Below are 18,231 nucleotides of genomic sequence, written 5' to 3'. Positions count from 1 at the left end.
TACATGTTTATGTGCGCTAGCGTTTTTTTATTTTAATTTCGTATGCTATGATGAAGGAAGTATGTCTAAAAACGGGGTGCGAACTTATGGATAAGCTTATTATTATTGATGGTAACTCTATTGCGAACAGAGCTTTCTATGCTTTACCGCTGCTCAGCAATTCTAGTGGATTGCACACGAATGCCGTTTATGGTTTTACAACGATGCTGCTCAAATTAATAGAAGAAGAAAAGCCGACGCATTTTCTTGTTGCTTTTGATGCCGGGAAGATTACGTTTCGACATAAAGAATATACCGAATACAAGGGCGGACGGGCCAAAACCCCGTCGGAGCTTTCCGAACAGTTTCCGCTGATCAAAGAACTGCTGAAAGCGTTCAAAATTCCGCAGTTTGAGCTATCTGGCTATGAAGCTGACGATATTATCGGCACGCTGACCAAAGCCGCAGACGCCAAGGGCGAGAAGGTGCTTCTCGTCTCCGGAGACAAGGATATGCTGCAGCTGGCTTCCGATCACGTCACAGTTGCAATAACGCGCAAAGGAATTACGGAAGTTGAACTTTATAATCCGGCTGAGATCAAAGAAAAATACGGTCTTACACCTGCGCAGATTATTGATCTCAAGGGACTTATGGGCGATACCTCAGATAACATTCCGGGTATTCCGGGAGTTGGGGAGAAGACCGCGCTCAAAATGCTCCATGAATTCGGCACCGTTGAAGAAGTGCTGGCGAATACGGCCAGCCTGAAGGGCAAGATGAAAGAGAAGGTCGAGGAGCACGCGAAAGACGCGATCATGAGTAAAGAGCTCGCAACGATCTTCCGTGAAGTGCCCATGGAAACCGAATGGGACACGTTCCGTTACGATGGCTTTGATGGACAGGCCTTGGCTGGCATGTTCCGCAAGCTGGAGTTTAAATCATTGCTGGAGAAAATGGATTTCGGCACTGTGGACTTGGAGGCTGAAGGACAAGTTGTTGAAAGCATGGAAGCGGTTGTTGTTACAGAAGCCAATGTGGGTGAGCTTGTTGGCAAATTAAGCGACAGCGGAGCGATTCATGTAGAAGCTGTCGGCGAGAATCCGCATCAGGCCGTCAATGTCGGCGTGGTCTGGTTTACCCATAATGGTGACGTGAATACGTCCTATTATGTGCCTTTCCAGCTGCTAAAAGGGGAAGCGGGCGAGCCGCTGCGCAACTGGCTGGCTGATGAATCGAAGAAGAAGCAGCTATTTGATCTGCATCGCTCTATTCTCGCTTTGGCCTGGCAGGGTATCGTGCTTAAAGGCGTGGATTTCGATGCCTTGCTGGCCGCTTACCTGCTCGACCCAACGGAGTCGAATCTTACGCTGAGCGGCTTATCGGCGAAGTACAGCCTGCCTGGCTTGAAGGCGGACGAGGACGTGTTCGGCAAAGGCGCGAAATTCCGCCTGCCGGAGCTTGCTGCGCTTAGCGACCACGTGGGACGCAAAGCGATGGCGACCGCGCGCCTTGTGCCGGTGCTGGCGGGAGAGTTGGAGAAGGGCGAGATGCATCAGCTCTTCTATGAGCTGGAGCAGCCGTTGGCCAGCGTGCTCGCAGAGATGGAGCTGCGCGGCATCGCCGTAGATGCCGAGGGGCTTAAGGCGCTCGGCGTGGAGCTCGTAAATAAGCTGGACACGACTATGTCCAGTATTTACAAGCTCGCCGGCGTGGAGTTCAACATCAACTCGCCGAAGCAGCTTGGCGAGATATTGTTCGAGAAGCTGGGGCTGCCAGCTTGGAAGAAGACCAAGACTGGCTACTCGACAGATGCCGAGGTGCTCGAGCGTCTAGCGCCCTACAACGAAGTGGTCGGGCAGATTCTGAACTACCGTCAGCTTGCGAAGCTGCAATCGACGTACGTCGAAGGGCTGCTGAAAGAGGTGCGGCCGGAGACCGGTAAGGTGCATACCTATTACCGGCAGACCATTGCCGCCACAGGACGGCTCAGCAGCCAGTTCCCGAATCTCCAGAACATTCCGATTCGTCTGGAGGAGGGCCGTAAGATCCGCAAAGTGTTCGTGCCATCCGAGCCTGGATGGTACATTCTCGCGGCGGATTACTCACAGATCGAGCTGCGCGTGCTTGCGCACATCTCGCAGGATGAGAATCTGAAGGAAGCCTTCCTTCAGAATATGGACATCCACACGAAGACGGCGATGGACGTCTTCGGGGTGGAAGAGAGCGCCGTCGACGCGAATATGCGCCGTCAGGCCAAAGCCGTCAACTTCGGGATCGTATACGGGATCAGCGACTATGGCTTGTCTCAGAACCTAGATATTACTCGCCGAGATGCAGCGCAGTTCATTGAACAGTATTTTGCTGTCTTCAAGGGAGTGCGCAAATATATGGACGATATCGTGAAGGAAGCACGCGAGAATGGCTACGTCACGACGCTGCTGCAACGCCGCCGGTATTTGCCGGAGATTACTCACTCGAACTTCAATCTGCGCTCCTTCGCTGAGCGTACCGCGATGAACACGCCGATTCAAGGTACGGCGGCTGACATCATTAAGCTTGCTATGGTGCAGATGGATGCTCGCTTGAAGCAAGAGGGCTTGAAGAGCCGCATGCTGCTTCAAGTACACGATGAGCTCGTCTTCGAGGTCCCGGAAGAGGAGCTCGAGACGATGCGCCGCCTTGTACCTGAAGTTATGGCAGGGGCTTTGAAACTGGACGTGCCGCTGAGCGCGGACGTTGATTATGGCCTTACTTGGTATGACGCCAAGTAAGGAAGGCTGAACATTTACAAAAGAGGTGAACATCCGTGCCTGAACTACCCGAAGTCGAGACGGTCAAACGCACACTGAATAATCTGATCACCGGTAAAACGATCGAGCAGGTTCAGGTCAGACTGCCCCGCATTATCCAGAAACCTGATGATATTCAAATGTTTGAAGTACTGCTGCAAGGGCAGCAAATTGAAACGATTGAGCGCAGAGGCAAGTTCTTACGATTTGTTTTAACGGATTACGTCATGGTCTCGCATCTGCGGATGGAAGGCCGCTATGGTCTATATAGCAGTGAAGATCCGCTTGAGTCTCACACGCATGTTCTATTTCGGTTTACCGATGGCAGCGAGCTGCGGTACAAGGATGTGAGACAATTTGGCACCATGCATTTGTTCCCGAGAGGTGAAGAGCTTACGCAGCCGCCGCTGCACAAGCTTGGTTTGGAGCCCCTGGATGAAGGCTTCACGTTTGAAGCTTTCCGGGACCGGATAGCCCACAAGAAGACGAAGATTAAGCCGCTGCTGCTGAATCAAGAATATATTGTGGGTATCGGTAATATTTATGTAGACGAGTCCCTTTTCTTAGCTGGCATCCACCCGGAACGCGAGGCGTCGTCACTCAGCAAGAAGGAGCTCATGTTGCTGCATGAAGCGATTATTCGCACACTAAGCGATTCCGTTGAGGTGGGAGGATCTTCGATCAAATCGTATGTCAACGGCCAAGGTGAAATCGGCTTATTCCAGCATCAGCTCAACATTTACGGCAGACAGTCACAAAGCTGCAAAACATGTGGAAGCGAAATCTACAAAACCGTAGTTGGAGGTCGCGGCACGCACATTTGTCCGACCTGTCAACCGCTTAAGCGAAAGAGAATCATAAAGAAGTCTGAGAAATAGGCACGTGAAGCGCGCCCTTCCCATATGATATGGAGTACTTAGCCCAGATGATGTGCTGTTACCCGGCTTATTGTCGTCAGTGGTAAAACTCTTAGGAGGGGTATTATGCTTCCGGTGGTTTCTTTGCTCATTCTGGCTTTCGCAGTTTCATTAGACGGTTTCGGAGTTGGCGTAATGTACGGATTACGTAAAATCCGTATCCCATTTCTCTCTATTGGTATTATCTCGCTTTGGTCTGGTATCATTATTTATAGTTCGATGCAAATTGGCGTCCTCATGTCTTCTTTCATGTCTCCAGGAATTGCCAAACGTATCGGTGCACTCATCCTGATCGGGATTGGCATCTGGGCACTTTCCCAACTAAGACAACAGAAGTCGCATGATTCTCAAGAGGCGGCACAATCGTCTGAAGACCAGGTATCTCTCAGCAGCATTCCCCCTTCTGGCAATGAGCCCGCCACGCTCGATACACTGCAAAGGACGAAAGAAATCCTGAATATTGAGCTTAAGCGCTTTGGGTTGGTCATTCAAATTCTGCGAACACCGTCCATCGCAGATGTGGATAAATCGGGTAATATTTCAGCTTCTGAGGCGACATTGCTAGGGCTAGCCCTCTCGCTGGATGCATTCGGGGCAGGTATTGGCGCCGCATTAATTGGTTTTGTTCCTTTGTTAACGGCATCCGTTATTTCTATTTCGAGCGGTTCGTTTATTGCACTAGGCTTGCGTATTGGTTTTCGTTACGCAGAAATGACGTGGATGAAGAAGCTGTCTATTCTTCCAGGATGTGTACTTATTCTTATGGGTTTATTGAAAATGTTATAGTGGAACAGGAATACACTTAGGAGAGATTTGCCTATGAATATCGGGTTAACAGGAGGAATCGCTTGCGGCAAAAGCACGGTTAGCGCCATGCTGGTTAGCCGAGGCGCTCTATTAGTAGATGCTGATCAAATTGCGCGCGATGTTGTCCTGCCCGGCAGCCCTGTTCTCGAACAGGTTGCTGCGCATTTTGGACAAGCGGTCATTCAGGAAGACGGCTCGCTGCATCGTAAAAAGCTAGGAGAGATCGTATTTGGGAGTACAGAAGCACGTAAACAACTAGAACACATCTTACACCCGCCTATTCGCAAGATGATTAGAGAGCAGATGGAAGCCTATGAAAAGCAATTTCCGGACAAGCTGGTTGTCGTCGATATTCCTTTATTGTTTGAATCCGATCTATCCTTTATGTTCAAAGAAGTAATGGTCGTGTATGTGCCTCTTCACATTCAGGTGGAACGTTTAATGCGCAGAGATCACTTAACGGAAAGCGCGGCCAACAACCGAATCAACGCACAAATGTCGATAGAAGAAAAACGCAAACGGGCGGATATCGTGATCGACAACAGCGGAACCTGGGAAGAAACCTTTGCTGAGGTTCAACGGTTTTGGCTAGAGAAGGGGCTTTCATGAAGTTTTTACGCAAAAAACGAGTTTTTGCCCTTTTACTCGTTTGTTTCGTTCTTGTCCTCTTTATGAACAGCACTTTTATAGGAAGAAAGTTGTATCCGATCTATTTTGAGCAGGAAATTAGGCAAAGTGCGGCGAAGCACAATATAGACCCTTTCCTCATTGCAGCCATCATCAGGGTGGAAACGAACTATAAGCACCATTTGCAATCAAGCAAAGGTGCTGTAGGGCTTATGCAGCTAATGCCAGATACGGCAGAATGGATTGTGGAGTCCACCAATTTAGGACCTCATACCCAGGAAGATTTATTAAAAGCGGATGTGAACATTAATCTCGGTTCTTGGTATTTGAGCTGGCTTAACAAGCATTACAATGGAAATTTAATTTATGCGATTGCAGCTTACAATGCAGGACAAGGGAATGTGAATAAATGGAAGCAAACGAACGTTTGGGACGGCTCTCAGGAGCGCATTGACCAAATTCCATTCGGCGAAACGCGTCATTATGTTCAGCGTGTTATTTATTATTACGAGAAATATACCAAACTTTATTCAGATCAATGGGAAAACAAGCAATCATAGTCTCCACAAAACAAAGAAGCATTGGACTAGCTCCTTTAGGGGGGCTTAAAGTCCAATACTTCCCGTTTGCAGATTCAGCGGCTACTTCTACTCAAGATTACTTGAATTGACCAGCCAAAGATTGTTCTGCGATTTGTACCAGGCGACGAGTAATGTGACCACCGATGGCACCAGTGTCACGAGTAGCCATGTTACCGTAGTATCCATCTTGTGGGATAGAGATACCAAGTTCTTGGGCTACTTCGTATTTCAACTGATCCAACGCTGCGTTAGCTTGAGGAACAACTAGCGTGTTGCTGTTTCCTGCGCTCATGTCTGTTCACCTCCTTGTCGGTTGGTACTAGTATTGTGCGCACTTCTTCATCGTTCATGACATGTAACATCTGGTAATCCATTAGATAGAGAGAAAGGAGAGATAGCGAATGAAGTGTCCGTTCTGTGATTATTCCGGTACGAAAGTGCTTGACTCACGTTCAGCTAATGAAAACAAATCGATCCGCCGTCGCCGGGAATGTGAGAAATGCGCCCGAAGATTCACCACCTTTGAGATGGTGGAAGAAACACCGCTTATTGTGATTAAAAAGGATGGCAGCAGGGAAGAATTTAGTCGTGAGAAAATTTTAAGAGGTTTAATACGTGCCTGCGAGAAGCGTCCGGTGTCCATGGAGAGACTGGAGATGCTCGTATCTGAAGTTGAAATGCAGCTTCGCACGACGGCTCATGCGGAAGTTGACAGTTTAGGCATTGGCGAAATCGTCATGGAGCAATTGTACCCAGTCGATGAAGTGGCTTACATTCGCTTCGCCTCCGTTTACCGACAATTTAAGGACATTAACATGTTCCTAAAAGAGCTAACGCAAATATTGGGAAAGCATGATCCCGGCCTACTCCGGGACAAATAAAGAAAGCCGGCTCTGATTCGTTCTTCTGAACGTGCTCAGATCGGCTTTTATTTGTTATACAACTAAACTTTAAACCTTAAATCTGACAAAAAATAAGAAAAAGACAGCGGGATTCCCGTTGTCTTTTTTACTGTTTTATCCTTAGAAAGCTATCATTACGCGATTTCGTTCGATTTTAAAAAAAATAATTTTATAGACATCAACCGACTGCATTTTTGTGGACGTTCGTGCATAATTCTGTTATTGAGTACGTTTGTCCAGTTCACTCCTAAGAAATTGAATAAACCGAATTGATTCCTCGGGGGACAGCACGTTGTTATTAAACTTAAAGGAGAACATGTTCAAAATATCACTTTCTGGTAGATGCAGGTTAGCAATTAAGTTTTCCACATCCAGGCTCATGTTTCCATTTAACACAATTTTCTCCATCCTTATTATCAGCTCCTCCTAAGTCATTCTACATTAATCGGACGGAGGCTGTTTTGGCAGCTGGCTGACATTTTGGACATGGATCGTTGCCAAATTAGTCCCTGTAGCTTTGCGTCACCACTTTTCAGTGGTTTTGCCTTTGTCGTGCCGATTAATGCTTGTAAGAAAACTATATCACATTATTTCCATTTATTACATCTATTCGAAGGATGGTTGAAGCATATGTCCGTCAAATCCAATCAAATTCCAGGTTTTTCTTATGAATTAGATATTATGAAGGTAGCCAGCTCGTTAGGAATTGATCAAGATCGATTGCTGGCTTATGTGTATTCGAATATGGACGCTAATAAACGGAGTGAGGATAGAGCCGCGCAGCTGATGATTAGACTTGATGAGCTTTCCTAAATCTCAGAAAGAAGCACTGCAACCATAGCGGCGGCAGTGCTCTTGATGAAGGAGATTGATCTACACCATAATTTTACATATGTCGTTCGTGAACTCAACCGGATCTTGAAGTGGCAAACCTTCGATGAGGAGGGCTTGGTTGTACAAGAGGGCTGTATACAGGTTAAGCTTCTCTTTGTCTTTTTCGAAAGCGTCTTTCAACGAGCCGAAGACTTCATGGTTCATGTTGATTTCAAGCACCTTTTCCGCTTTCACATTCGGGTTATTCGGCATCGCATTCAAGATTTTTTCCATCTCGATGGTCACGTCACCGTCTGTAGATAGGCACACCGGATGCTTTTTGAGACGCTTGGATGCTTTGACGTTGGTAACTTTGCCAGACAATAAACTAGTCATGTAGTCGAAAAGCTCTTTATTTTCGTTTTTGTCTGCTTCGGTCTCGGATTTGTCGTCAGCTTCAATGCCGAGATCGCCGCTGGAAACAGATTTGAATTCTTTTTCCTTGTAAGTCATGATCATTTTGATGGCAAATTCGTCGATATCGTCTGTGAAGTACAGGATTTCGTAGCCTTTATCGGTAACAAGCTCCGTTTGCGGAAGCTTATCAATGCGTTCCATGGACTCCCCAGATGCGTAGTAAATGTACTTCTGATCTTCCGGCATTCTAGCGATGTACTCGTCGAGTGTCACGAGCTTCTTCTCTTTGGAGGAGTGGAACATCAACAAGTCTTGCAGAACGTCCTTATGAGTCCCGTAATCGCTGTAGACACCGAATTTAAGTTGACGACCGAACGATTTGTAGAAAGTCTCGTATTTCTCTCTTTCATCCTTCAGCATGGACTGAAGTTGACCTTTGATTTTGCTCTGAATGTTTTTGGCGATCAGCTTTAATTGACGGTCATGCTGCAGCATCTCTCTGGAAATGTTCAGAGACAAGCTTTCGGAATCGACCATCCCTTTCACGAAGCTGAAAAAGTCCGGAAGCAAGTCTGCGCATTTGTTCATGATCAAAACGCCATTAGCGTATAGCTCTAAGCCTTTTTCATATTCCTTGGAATAGTAGTCGAATGGCATGCTTTCCGGGATAAAGAGGATCGCTTGGTAAACAACAGCCCCGTCCGCGCTAACATGAATATGCTTAAGCGGCTTATCGAAGCCGTAATGTTTCTCATGGTAGAACTTCTCATAATCCTCAGGCGTTAGTTCACTTTTATTTTTTCTCCAGATTGGCACCATACTGTTGAGCTGCTGCTCATCTTGATAATCTTCGAACTCATCTTCTGTGCCTTCTTTGAGCCTTTTGCCGGCAACATCCATTTTAATAGGGTAACGGATGAAGTCGGAATATTTTTTGATGATAGCTTTCAAACGGTACTCGTCCAAATACTCGTCGTAGTTATCATCTTCCGTATTCTCTTTGATTTGCAAGACGATTTCTGTACCAATGGCATGTTTCTCTGCTGCTTCGATCGTATAGCCATCAGCACCCGTGGACTCCCATTTGTAAGCCGTGTCGCTGCCAAGTGCTTTACTTGTCACTGTCACGACATCCGCTACCATGAACGCAGAGTAGAAGCCTACGCCGAATTGACCGATAATATTATGGCCGTCTTTGGCTTCGTTTTCTTTTTTGAACGCAAGGGAGCCGCTCTTCGCAATGATCCCTAGATTGTTCTCCAAATCTTCCTTCGTCATTCCAATACCGGTATCTCGGATTGTTAGCGTTCTGTTGGTTTTGTCTGCAATGACTTTAATAAAGTAGCTATCTTTGTCAAATACCAACGAATCGTCTGTTAGCGCTTTGTAGTAAATTTTATCAATGGCATCGCTGGAGTTGGAGATTAGCTCTCTCAAGAAGATTTCTCTTTGCGTGTAAATGGAGTTAATCATCATTTCTAATAGTCTTTTGGACTCAGCCTGAAACTGTTTCTTTTCCACGGTTAAATCTCCTCTCGATATGTAACAATAGTTCAATATTAGCACTCTCTCTACTTGAGTGCTACACCTTATTTTTATATCATTCCTCCAAATTAATGTCAATTGCTATTCATCGTTAATCTCCTGTGAAAATGACAAAAAAATGCCGTTTCTCCGTGCACCCCGAGGTGGTAGTGAGAAACGGCATTTTCTTATTTCATGGAAGCCGCTGGTCCGGGCTTCAGGGCGACACTTGATCTCCGGTGATGCAGGCCGTAATACAGCAGTGCCGAACATGCGACAACAATTCCGGCCACGAAGTACATCGTGTGATAGTTTGTTTTGGATGCCACAAGGCCAAGCACATACGAGCCGATTCCATAGCCAGTATCGAAGAGCAAGAAATACGTGCCTGTGGCTAGTCCTCTTCGGTGGGCAGGCGCGGCTTGGATGGCGATGGTTTGGAAGCTAGGGAGCATCGCGCCGAAGCCTAGTCCCAGCAGTCCGCCGGCGACAAGAAATGGAACGGGGGAAGATATCAGACTGAGGGCAATCATCCCCAGAGTGAATAAAATAACGCCAGGATAAACTAAGCCGTTAGGTCCTGAGCGATCGAACCATTTGCCGGTAAACGGTCTGGAAATGACAATCATTAATGCGAACACCATGAAGAAGTAGCTCGCATATTTCTCCAACCCGTTCGCTTTTGCGTAAACGGACAGAAAGGTTGTAATGGCGCCATAGGAGAAAGCGAGTACACTACCCGTCAAGGAAATGGGAATAGCGCGCGGCTCGATGAATTTTCTCCAGCCCTTTTCCGGTTTCATAGACGCGTGTACGACGCGCTGCGGGATGCGGAGGGATAACCCGAACATAAGGGAGAGCACGGAGAATACGATACATACGCCAAACAGCAGCGCATTATTGTTAGATTGCATAATCGTTAAACCGAGGAACGGTCCGACAACCATTGCCAAGCTCATGAAAAGACTGAAATATCCGATGCCTTCTCCTTTGCGGCGCTCTGGCACGAGATCAATAGCTACAGCCCCTGCGGCTGTGGTTGCCATCCCAAAGCCTATGCCATGAAGAAACCGAAGGCCAAGCAATACACCATACTGATGAATAAAGGGATACATCGCGGTGCAAATCATAAAGAGGGCAAGTGAGAAGGAGATAATCTTCTTCCGATTCCATTCGTCCATCCATTTACCGGTTAACGGCCGTAAAATAACGGTTGATATAATAAAGACAGTCATGACCAGACCGATTTGCTGCTGCCTTGCATGCAAGGTATCTGTGACAAAGATAGGCAGAGTTACGGCTAGAATATAAAAGGTCATGAATAAAAAAAAGCTGCTGAGACATACAGCAACAAAGTCGCGATTCCACAATTTCTGATCGGTATTCACTGTGATTCCTCCACTTCCTTGATCCGTGCGTTGGCTTCTTGGGTGATTTGAATAAGGAGCGCCTTGAGTAGGGAAGCCTGTTCCTCTGTGAAGCTGCTGACTAGCGAGGCGATGACCTTTTGCTCTATCGGGGTGAGGATGGCATTCATAGCTCTTCCCTGTTCCGTAATGAACGTTAGAAAGGACCTTCGATCCTGCTCATTAGCGCGGCGTTCAATCATGCCTTTGCGCTCCAATTGGTCGAGGATTCGGGTGATATTCGTTTGATCTTTTTCCGCGCGAATAGCGAGAAGCTTCTGTGTAATACCATCCTCGCACGCCAGACGATGAAGCACGACCCACTGTTCTGTCGTCATATCATAAGGCTGAAATTGCGAGCTTAAAAGCTGTGTCATTCGGCGCCCGGCATGATTCAATATAAACCCCAAGGAATGATCCAGCTGCATAGCACAAAACCTCATTTCAAAAATTACTTGCTATAGCAATTATATTCTTAGCAAATAAATTCGTCAATCATTTAGAGGTGCTTTGAATAAGACAATTCAGATCGGACATACTATTCTCGACGGTGATTTAGAGAGGTGTTGTGTCGCATTTCATGTAGACGAAATACCAGGGAAGTTGTTGTTGAATCTACCGTAAAGCGAGGAGATGTGCCGCAGGCCATTAATGTAGTCATAAACTGCAGGAATGTGATGAGGTAGTTACCGAGCGTAGTAGGGTTCAAGGCAAAAGTACCATCAATTTGTCACCGTCCGAAGAGGACTCCGCGAGGAGTCCTTTTTCAGTTGGTTAGGGAAGTTAGTAGCGATTAATATCACTGCTCTCAATGATCGACTTGGGATAGCCGTGGATAGCAACTTGAATCATGGAGCGGCCGACCTTCTCCGAGGTCGTGACCGAATTCGGGAACCATTTTTCAAGCATCGGGTAAAAAGGCTTCATAAGGGTATAAATCGCCTGATATAGCTTTGTTTTGGATCTAACGCCATGCAGGGGTAGAATGCCTCCAGGCCGGAACATATACGCCGCTTTAAAAGGCAGCTTGAGCAGGTCATTTTCTGTTTTGCCTTTGACACGCGCCCACATGCTGCGCCCTCGCTCTGAGCTATCTGTACCGGCGCCAGTCACATAGATAAATGTCATGTTGGGGTTCAACTTCGCCAAAGTCTTTGCTACACTCATGGTTAGATCGTACGTTACCGCCGTATATTTCTCCTCGCTCATTCCCGCTGAAGAGACGCCAAGGCAGAAAAAGCAACCATCAAACCCGGAGAGTTCACCCTCCAGCGCCGACAGATCCAGCAAGTTCGCATGTACGAGCTCGTGCAGTTTCGGGTGACGTTGGCCGGTTGCATTTCGACCTAGTGTTACTACACTCTTGATCCGTGTATCAAGGAGACATTCCCGCAGCACAGATTGCCCTACCATGCCGGTTGCTCCGAAAAGAAGAACGTTCAATGAGATCACACCTCTCTATTTACTTCCATTGTTTCCTCTTAAAAGGGTTCATAAAAGGTGCAGCTTCCGGTAATGCGAGGGGGTCATTCGCATGTGCTTTTTAAACACACGGCTCAAATAGAATTCATTCTCGAATCCGCATTGTCCCGCAATTTGCTGCAGCGTCAAGTTGCTATCGAGCAATAATTTCTGTACCTTCTGCAATCTCAGAGAGGTTAGGTAATCAAGCGGCGCTATGCCGGTCGATTTTTTGAATCTCCGCGTAAACTGCACCTGCGTAAGCCCTAGCTCCATGGCGAGCCGTTTCAAATTGAACGAGGACGCTGCATGCTCTAGCATATAGTCCATGGCTTTCTGCACAAGACTGTCCTTTACACCGGAAGGTACGCGCGAGCCTGTATGCCATTCTTCCACAACCTGCATCCAGATATCCGTCACAAAATGATGACGCAGAGAGGTGGAAGCATCGGAGCTAAGCTCTGCCCACTTTCGCAAATAAGTGTAGGTGGATGTGAGTCGATGTAAATCATAGACGGCTATTTTACCGGCAGGGATGCCGTCTTCAGTAAGTAAGGCACGCTTCTCTTCATTGACCCAACGCAGCAAAATGACGTGAAAGGACAACGGGTGGATGACTTCTCTCCGAAAAGCAAACCCAGGCGGACAAAACACGAGATCACCGAAAGAGGCGGTGCCTTCCTGCGGACCGATTTTGTAGGTGAAGCTGCCCTCTTCCACAGCAAATATCACCCAAATGTCGTTCACGTCCTCTTGCAGTTGAAAGGCGGCTTTCTCCCTCCAGTATACATGGCTAATCACTTCCGGTTTCGTGGTCGTTACATCGCGTATTCGCACGATTTGCCACCCCCGCTTCTGCCAATTTGTCCCACATGACTAGCATATATAAACCGTGGAAGTAAAGATAGATGGGTGTGAAATTTTGTATATATTTATGTTGAATACGTGCATGGAGTAAAGCGCTTACGATGAATTAAAATGAAGATATAAGCGTGCGTGGAGGGGGAAATGCATATGAAAGAGGAACTGGTAAAAACGGATATTTCCGTTATCGGCGGCGGTTTATCCGGTGTGTGTGCAGCGATTGCAGCGGCAAGACTTGGGCAAACGGTAGCACTCGTTCAGAATCGACCTATGTTAGGGGGGAATTCCTCCAGCGAGGTGCGTGTTTGGGTCTGCGGCGCGACAGGGCACGGGGTCAACCGCTATGCGCGTGAAACGGGCATTATGGGGGAGCTGTTCGTCGAGAACCAATTTCAGAATATGGATGGCAATCCGTATTTGTGGGATTTGACAGTACTCGAAGCGGTGCGCGCAGAGAGCCGTATTCAGCTTTTTCTCAACACGGACGTTCATGAAGTGGAGGCCGATGGCGATGAGGAGAATCGGATGATCCGCAGCGTCACAGGTTGGATGATGGGTTCTGAGCGAAGAATTCGTTTCGAAAGCGAAGTGTTTCTGGATTGCACAGGGGATGGACTCATCGGGTTTCTAGCTGGCGCGAAATATAGGATTGGACGCGAAGCGAGACAGGAGTACGGCGAGGACTGGGCGCCTGAAGTGGCGGACGGCATCACACTGGGCAGCACAATTTTATTTTATACGAAAGATGCGGGCCATCCGGTTAAATTCAACCCTCCGAGCTTTGCGAAGGATATTACGAAGACATCAATTCCGATCAAAAGGGTCATTCGCAGCGGAGATTCGGGCTGTCACTATTGGTGGATTGAGTGGGGCGGCGAGCTGGACACGGTGCATGAGAATGAAAAGATCCGTGACGAGTTATGGTCGGTCATATACGGAATTTGGGATTATATTAAAAACTCCGGCAGCTTTGAAGCGCAGCAAATGACGCTAGAGTGGGTCGGCGCATTACCCGGAAAAAGGGAATACCGGCGTTTTGTCGGCGATTATGTGCTGGGTCAAAACGATATTATGGAGCAGACGCCTTTTGAAGATCGCATCGCTTTCGGCGGATGGTCCATTGATTTGCACCCATCGCAAGGGATGTACGCTACGGAGAGCGGATCTAAGCACTTGCATGCCGATGGCATCTACCATATCCCGTTCCGTTCGCTGTATTCGGTGAACGTCAGCAACATGCTGATGGCGGGACGCAATATCAGCGCTTCACATGTTGCGTTCGGCACGACGCGGGTCATGGCAACCTGCGCCGTCATTGGAGAGGCGGCAGGTACGGGCGCAGCCCTGTGCGTGCAAAAACAGGTGATGCCGCGCGAGCTGCATCAGAAGCATCTGAAGGAGCTGCAGCAGACCCTGCTGCGTCAGGATGCTTCAATCATCGGTCTGCGCAGCGAAGATGAGGCGGATCTGGCCCGCCAGGCGAAGGTAACGGCGTCGAGCACGTTAAACAAGGTAAGCGTGGAGCAGCCTGTGGAGCCTAGGCGCTTGCGCACGGACGTGGCCGTGTTGTTCCCAGTAGCTCCGGTGCTGCGGGGCTTTGAGCTTCTGGCAGACGTCTCGGAGGCAACGACGATTACCGTGGAGCTGTGGAATACTGGACGCGCCGAGAACTATGTGCCGAAGAGCTTGATTACTGCAGCATCAGCCCGTATAGAGGCCGGGGAGCGGCAGTGGGTTGGATTTGATCTTCACTGGGAGCCGGAGGTGGCGCAGAACGCTTTTGTCATTGTAAAAGCGAACGAGGACGTAACGGTGTACCATGCGAATGAGCCAAGAACAGGGACGATCGCTTTGGTAAAGGGAGCGAAACCGATCGTTGATCCGAAGCTCGAAGATCACCAGCCGGAGCAGCCTGTTGTGCTGTGGAGCATGAAAGGCGGCTTAGACCGCAAGCCGATCTGCTTCCGAGCTTCTGAAGCGACAAGCGCCTACTCGGCGGAGAACGTGACGGACGGCTATCTGCGTCCTTATGGCACGCCGCACTTGTGGATGTCGGAGCTCATGGCAGCAGGCAGAGAAGAGTGGCTTGAGCTGGAGTGGGCGGAGCCGAAAGAGATCAGACGGGTGCAGGTCACTTTTAATGATAATGTGAATCAAGATTTGATCAATCTGCACGCGTTTAGAACGTCCTTTGACGTCATGCCGGAATTAGTGAAAGATTACCGGATTGAGGCTAATGTGGATGGGATGTGGGTCGTTCTGCAGCGTGAGGTGAATAATCGGAAAAGGACACGCAGACACGAGTTGGCAAGCAGCGTTTCTGCAACGCGATTGCGGCTAATCGTCGAGTCGACGAACGGGAGCCCGAGTGCGGAAGTGGTGGAAGTTCGGGTGTATGGGTAATAAAGAGGCTAACCCTGGGATGCTGGTGAGGTTGCTGGAGGTAGAGGTAGAGGTAGAGGTAGAGGTAGAGGTAGAGGTAGAGGTAGAGGTAGAGGTAGAGGTAGAGGTAGAGGGAGGGGTAGGGGGAGAGGTAGAGGTAGAGGTAGAGGTAGAGGGAGGGGTAGGGGGAGAGGTAGGGGTAGAGGTAGAGGTAGAGGTAGAGGTAGAGGTAGAGGTAGAGGTAGAGGTAGAGGTAGAGGTAGGGGGAGAGGTAGAGGGAGAGGTAGAGGTAGAGGGAGGGGGAGGGGTAGAGGTAGAGGTAGAGGTAGAGGTAGAGGTAGAGGTAGAGGTAGAGGAAGGGGGAGGGGGAGAGGTAGGGGTGGGGTAGAGGTAGTGTAGTGTAGTGAAGTGCACTGGTGAACTCATTGGATGGATTCCAATGAAAGTAGGGTTTTGGTCGTTGAAACTGCCTTCTCATTGGACGGAATCCAACGCAGCCAGCTATTTACGGTGTTTATTAGGGCTTTTCAGTTGAGTTCGTTGGATTCTGTCCAACGAAAACGACGATCAGCCCGCAAAAACAACGATTTCATTGGAAATCATCCAATGAAGACAAAAAACCAAGGCTATCCAATCAACTACTGGATTGGATAGCCTTGGGAAGTTTAACGGGCAGCAGCCTTTTCGCAAACGATGCCCTTCTAACCTTTCAACCCTGAACTGGCGAAGCCCTCCACGAACCACTTCTGACAGACGATCACGACGATGAGAAGGGGCAGCAGAGCGGAAACCGAAGCAGCCATGGTTAGGACATAATTGGTCCCGAACTCTTCGACGTAGCTGGTTAGCCCTAGCGGAATCGTAAATAGATGTTTGTCCCTGAGGTAAATAAGCGGACCTTCGTATTCGTTCCAATGGGAAGTGAACGAGAGAATGAGCAGGGTGACGATAGCTGGTTTGATGAGCGGCAAAGAAATCTGCCAGAAGGTGCGCCAGTACCCGGCTCCGTCTACACGGGCGGCTTCGAGCAGTTCATTTGGAAGCGTGCTAAAGAACTGTCTCATCAGGAATGTGCCAAATACCGTAAATAAACCTGGCAAAATAAGCGAATAGTGCGTGTTGATTAGTTTCATAGAATCGAACAAGATAAAGCGCGGGAGGAGGAGTACTTGGCTTGGAATCATCATCGTTGAAAGATAAAGCAGGAACAGGAAATTGCGTCCTTTGAAGCGGATTTTGGCGAAGGCATAGCCGGCCATTGCACTTGTGAGTAAGTTGCCTGCAACTGTAATTCCAGTGATTTTGATGGAGTTTAAATAAAACAGATAAAAGGGATTGGGACCCGTCCACACTTGCTTATAATTTTCAAAATGCCATGTTTTCGGAATCCAGTCAATCGGATACTTGAATACTTCTCCATTGATTTTAAAAGAGGTAGAGATCATCCAGATGTAAGGCAGTATCATGATTAGCGCGAAGGCTGCTATAACGATAGTGATGATTGCTTTAATGGCCCAGGGAAGCTGCTTGCTTTTCACACGCGTCTTCTGTTTCGTGGCTTGCACCGGATAAGTGGTTTCCATAATCGTTCTCCTTTCTATCTAGAAGTGATCCTGCCAACGCTTTTGGCTCTGCCACTGAATGAGTGTGATGATGAAGATAATGGTGAACAGCACCCATGAGACCGCAGCCGCATAACCCATTTTATAGAAACGGAAAGCAAGCAGATAAATGTGATAGGACAGCACCATCGTTGAGTCAATCGGACCTCCCTGCGTCATAACTGCGACTGGACCGAATACCTGGAAGGACCAAATGATGAGCGTAATGGCAATGAGAAATGTCGTTGGCGTTAGCATGGGAACCGTGATTTGGAAAAATTGCCGAATCCTTGAGGCGCCGTCAATCTCCGCTGCTTCGTACAAGTCTTTAGAAATGCCTTGCAGACCCGCCAAATAAATGACCATGGCATAACCGATTGTGACCCACACCGACATGATAATAATGGCGAATAGCGCGGATTTGGGGCTGGATAGCCAACCTGGCGGATGTTCAATGCCGATCGATATCAGGAATTGGTTGATAGGTCCGTTCGTTGCACGGTACATGATGCTCCAAATGACAGAGACGGCAACAAGGGAGGAGACGTAAGGTAAAAAGATCAGCAACCGCAACGTATTTCTGAAAAACACATACTTGTTTAAAATAACGGCCATGAACAATCCGATTACGATGGAGGCGGGCACGCTGACTAATGTAAACACGGTATTATTTTGGAGCGATTTGAGAAATTTCGGATCACTTGGAAGCGCTTTAAAATTGTCGAAGCCAACCCACGTGATGCCGGCAAAGCCTTTAAGGTATTCCCAATCCACGAACACCAGATAGAGACTGAATAGAATAGGCAATAAAATAAAGGCTAGATACCCGACAAAATTAGGCAAAATGAATAGGTAACCAGCGAGGTTTTCCCTGAATTTCGCGGTTTGCCAGAATGGTCTCATGGGCGAGTCACCCTTTCGTTTCATGTGTTATAAGGCATACTTTACCAACAGTCTAGCCTAAAGCACATAGCGTGAGATTGAACGTTTCTGTATTTTTATTGAGAATGTTTAGATGGAAAAACTACCTTTAATCTGCGCTGCTCAGTGGCTGTGAACGAAATAGCGGTATATACTCCATCTAAATCGTCGGCGGGCGTGGAAATCAGCTGGATTTGGCAAAATTAGCGCCAGAAACTCCAGTTAGCTACCGGAAAAATA

At 48.0% G+C, this 18,231-nt stretch carries 17 protein-coding genes and 1 riboswitch; of the genes, 9 read left to right on the top strand and 8 right to left on the bottom strand.

The genetic code is table 11. The features are described 5' to 3' along the window. Positions 1–86: 86 nt before the first annotated feature. The 5 genes from polA (at position 87) to AC58UW_RS07295 (ending at position 5,679) form a co-directional block, all read left to right on the top strand. Entirely contained in the window at positions 87–2,750 is a 2,664-nt protein-coding gene (gene polA / locus AC58UW_RS07315) for a DNA polymerase I (RefSeq protein WP_497420043.1), read from the top strand. 35 nt (positions 2,751–2,785) lie between these two features. Next, on the top strand, positions 2,786–3,646 hold the full coding sequence (mutM, locus tag AC58UW_RS07310) for a DNA-formamidopyrimidine glycosylase (protein ID WP_145659401.1): 861 nt from the start codon (positions 2,786–2,788) through the stop codon (positions 3,644–3,646). A 105-nt stretch (positions 3,647–3,751) separates the two neighbouring features. Next, complete coding sequence (locus AC58UW_RS07305; RefSeq protein WP_497420042.1) at positions 3,752–4,471, top strand: MntP/YtaF family protein; 720 nt, start codon at positions 3,752–3,754, stop codon at positions 4,469–4,471. Positions 4,472–4,504: 33 nt separating this feature from the next. Continuing rightward, positions 4,505–5,101, top strand: coding sequence for a dephospho-CoA kinase (gene coaE, locus AC58UW_RS07300; protein WP_497420041.1), 597 nt, complete (start codon positions 4,505–4,507; stop codon positions 5,099–5,101). Beyond that, entirely contained in the window at positions 5,098–5,679 is a 582-nt protein-coding gene (locus AC58UW_RS07295) for a lytic transglycosylase domain-containing protein (RefSeq protein WP_497420040.1), read from the top strand. The genes coaE and AC58UW_RS07295 overlap by 4 nt, the downstream gene beginning before the upstream one ends. A gap of 97 nt (positions 5,680–5,776) precedes the next feature. On the opposite strand, the gene AC58UW_RS07290 is transcribed toward AC58UW_RS07295, so the two are convergent. Continuing rightward, entirely contained in the window at positions 5,777–5,992 is a 216-nt protein-coding gene (locus AC58UW_RS07290; RefSeq protein ID WP_127458075.1) for an alpha/beta-type small acid-soluble spore protein, read from the bottom strand. A 109-nt stretch (positions 5,993–6,101) separates the two neighbouring features. Between AC58UW_RS07290 and nrdR the strand changes: the two genes are divergently transcribed. Continuing rightward, positions 6,102–6,581 (top strand): transcriptional regulator NrdR, encoded by a 480-nt coding sequence (gene nrdR / locus AC58UW_RS07285; protein WP_127458074.1) that lies wholly within the window; start codon positions 6,102–6,104, stop codon positions 6,579–6,581. 481 nt (positions 6,582–7,062) lie between these two features. Then, a riboswitch (cyclic di-GMP riboswitch) is annotated at positions 7,063–7,158 on the bottom strand. A gap of 74 nt (positions 7,159–7,232) precedes the next feature. Beyond that, entirely contained in the window at positions 7,233–7,415 is a 183-nt protein-coding gene (locus AC58UW_RS07280) for a hypothetical protein (protein WP_497420039.1), read from the top strand. A gap of 60 nt (positions 7,416–7,475) precedes the next feature. Here AC58UW_RS07280 and htpG read toward each other — a convergent pair whose 3' ends face one another. The 5 genes from htpG to AC58UW_RS07255 form a co-directional block, all read right to left on the bottom strand. Continuing rightward, the gene (gene htpG, locus AC58UW_RS07275) at positions 7,476–9,353 is read right to left on the bottom strand and encodes a molecular chaperone HtpG (protein ID WP_497420038.1); all 1,878 of its coding nucleotides are present in this window, start codon (positions 9,351–9,353) and stop codon (positions 7,476–7,478) included. Between the two features lie 191 nt (positions 9,354–9,544). Then, positions 9,545–10,744, bottom strand: a complete 1,200-nt coding sequence (locus tag AC58UW_RS07270) for an MFS transporter (RefSeq protein WP_497420037.1) — start codon at positions 10,742–10,744, stop codon at positions 9,545–9,547. Continuing rightward, positions 10,741–11,190, bottom strand: a complete 450-nt coding sequence (locus tag AC58UW_RS07265; protein WP_497420036.1) for a MarR family winged helix-turn-helix transcriptional regulator — start codon at positions 11,188–11,190, stop codon at positions 10,741–10,743. The genes AC58UW_RS07270 and AC58UW_RS07265 overlap by 4 nt, the downstream gene beginning before the upstream one ends. A 355-nt stretch (positions 11,191–11,545) precedes the next feature. Further along, complete coding sequence (locus AC58UW_RS07260) at positions 11,546–12,205, bottom strand: NAD-dependent epimerase/dehydratase family protein (RefSeq protein WP_497420035.1); 660 nt, start codon at positions 12,203–12,205, stop codon at positions 11,546–11,548. A 48-nt stretch (positions 12,206–12,253) separates the two neighbouring features. After that, complete coding sequence (locus AC58UW_RS07255; protein ID WP_497420034.1) at positions 12,254–13,060, bottom strand: helix-turn-helix domain-containing protein; 807 nt, start codon at positions 13,058–13,060, stop codon at positions 12,254–12,256. A 177-nt stretch (positions 13,061–13,237) separates the two neighbouring features. Between AC58UW_RS07255 and AC58UW_RS07250 the strand changes: the two genes are divergently transcribed. Together AC58UW_RS07250 and AC58UW_RS07245 are read left to right on the top strand one after the other, a co-directional pair. Next, the gene (locus tag AC58UW_RS07250; RefSeq protein WP_497420033.1) at positions 13,238–15,490 is read left to right on the top strand and encodes an FAD-dependent oxidoreductase; all 2,253 of its coding nucleotides are present in this window, start codon (positions 13,238–13,240) and stop codon (positions 15,488–15,490) included. Beyond that, on the top strand, positions 15,483–15,857 hold the full coding sequence (locus AC58UW_RS07245) for a hypothetical protein (protein WP_497420032.1): 375 nt from the start codon (positions 15,483–15,485) through the stop codon (positions 15,855–15,857). The genes AC58UW_RS07250 and AC58UW_RS07245 overlap by 8 nt, the downstream gene beginning before the upstream one ends. Positions 15,858–16,170: 313 nt before the next feature. On the opposite strand, the gene AC58UW_RS07240 is transcribed toward AC58UW_RS07245, so the two are convergent. Together AC58UW_RS07240 and AC58UW_RS07235 are read right to left on the bottom strand one after the other, a co-directional pair. Then, positions 16,171–17,052, bottom strand: a complete 882-nt coding sequence (locus AC58UW_RS07240) for a carbohydrate ABC transporter permease (RefSeq protein WP_497420031.1) — start codon at positions 17,050–17,052, stop codon at positions 16,171–16,173. Between the two features lie 18 nt (positions 17,053–17,070). Then, positions 17,071–17,973 carry a carbohydrate ABC transporter permease gene (locus AC58UW_RS07235; protein WP_497420030.1) on the bottom strand — a complete coding sequence of 301 codons (903 nt, stop codon included), beginning with the start codon at positions 17,971–17,973 and terminating at the stop codon, positions 17,071–17,073. Positions 17,974–18,231: the final 258 nt, after the last annotated feature.

The organism is Paenibacillus sp. J22R160 (assembly GCF_059692135.1).
This window is presented reverse-complemented; position numbering and strand designations above follow the sequence as displayed.